Source organism: Herbiconiux daphne (assembly GCF_024979295.1).
GTDB lineage: Bacteria > Actinomycetota > Actinomycetes > Actinomycetales > Microbacteriaceae > Herbiconiux > Herbiconiux daphnes.
This window is the reverse complement of record NZ_JANLCJ010000060.1, coordinates 1-1,858: the sequence shown is the minus strand read 5'-3', so window position 1 is coordinate 1,858 and position 1,858 is coordinate 1. Positions and strand designations below refer to the sequence as shown.

At 44.0% G+C, this 1,858-nt stretch carries 2 protein-coding genes; both read right to left on the bottom strand.

Annotated elements, in window-relative coordinates; all coding sequences use genetic code 11:
* Positions 1-1,543 (bottom strand): portal protein (locus tag N1032_RS22820; protein WP_259542604.1); only part of this gene is annotated, 1,543 nt, incomplete at its 3' end.
* 11 nt (positions 1,544-1,554) lie between these two features.
* Positions 1,555-1,858, bottom strand: a 304-nt coding sequence (locus tag N1032_RS22815; protein ID WP_259542603.1) for a hypothetical protein, incomplete at its 5' end; no start/stop codon positions are given.

Here is a 1,858-nt window from a genome sequence, read left to right as displayed (position 1 = left end):
AACTTGTAGCAGCGGCTGCTGCACCTGCACCAAGACTACCACCAAAGTTCTCTGCACCTGTCTGAACTGCGCTCTCTGCAACTTTCTCTGCTTTCTCAGCATCAGTAAGGAGAATACCATCAGTGTCAATACCCATAGAGTTAGCAAGACGTAAAGTAAATACGTTAACATTGATATCTGGATTAGAGGATAGAGCTTGGAGGGATGCCATAGCATTAGCGAAATCCATTAACTTCTGTTGGTCTTGACCACGACCAATAGCTTCAAGGCCAGTAACAACGGAAGGTGTGATTGCTTCTTTAGGTAGTTCTGGGATTTTCTTAGTAGCTTGTAGCTGAGATAACAGAACACGGATAAGAGATAACTGTAGTTCCTGTGAAAGAACTGAGTAGATGCCACCTAATGTATCCTGCAACTCTTGTGCCACATAACGAATCTCTTCTGCTGTAACCCTATCACCGCCACGTTGGACAGCAGAGTTAAGCATAAAGACGTAAGACAGACGTTGCTCAAGAGCATCAATAGTCTGTTTAGCTACAGAGAAATCACTACCTTTACCAAGTTGTAGGAACTCAATATCCTGAGCACGACCAGGAACGAAATCACCTGTCTGAGCTTTGGAGAGACGTTTAACTTGGGTGTTACCCATTGGGTTAACCAAGCCAACAACTTTGGAACTAATCATTGCGAAACCTACAATCGATTCTTGCAGACGTTCCAGTGACAGTAAATCACCATAGAACTCTTCAACATAAGAACGACCATAGTTCTCACCATCTTGACGAATCATACGGATTGGGATGAAAGGACAAGAGTCCATAGGGTAGGAAGCATCAGTGCCTTCTACTTCAACTCCATCAATCTCTTCGTATTTCAGATATTGATTTGATTCATCATCAAGATAACAGTGAGTGTAAACTTCCATCTGTTCATCAGGTTTATGTTCACCGCTAAGTTTAGAGCGAACATCTTCTGGTAGAGCAGCGAAAGCAATCTTGTCTAGTGTCACACATTGAAGCATAGTGCCAAAGCCATCGCGTTGAACAACGTAGCTTGATAACTTGTAGAGCTTCATTGGTGTGTATTCACCTGTTGGTTCTGGCAAATACAGTAAAGCATTCCCAGCTACAACCAACTGTTTGATTGCTTCGAATAGCGTAACCTTGTAGCTATTGCCTTCCATAAACTTCATCAAGATTCTTTCAATCATTGATAAAGACTGTTGAGCTTTCTCACGGAGAGAAGGGTCATCAACGATTTGTTTCTCCAACCATTCACTGATATCCAAACGCATCCAAGTCTGTTGTGGGAACAGAGCAAGCATAAGTTTAGCAGCGAGGTTGTTAAGGCCACGAGCACCTACTGATTGCCACGGAGTGGTGTATTTAGTAGAAGCATTGTCGCCATCTTTAGGGAAAATGGAAGGGATAGTTACGGCAGCATTATTCTCAGCACGAGTTGTGTATTGGTTGCGGTCAGATTTAAGACGTTCGTAGACAGCCTTAGCTCCATCTGCACCAAAACCAGTGCGTGTATTTGCCATAGTTTATCTCCTTAAACGTTAACACCTGTGCCAGCAGAACGAGCAACAGTCAGAGATTTCTTACCTGCACGAGCAGTAGCTTTCTTCTTGGAAGCTGTAGTCTCTTCATTGCCTGTTTCAGCTTTAGGGACAGCAACGTTAGGAGCAGCAGCAGAAGTATCATCATTCTGTGCAGCCTGAACAGCATCACCTGTGCCAACTGATGGGGACTGGAAAGCGTGACCAATACCTTGGAGACCTTTCTGAATACCGTGACCAATAGCTTCGGCAGCGTGAGTAACTCCGTGAGCTATATCAGTGCCGACATTACCAACC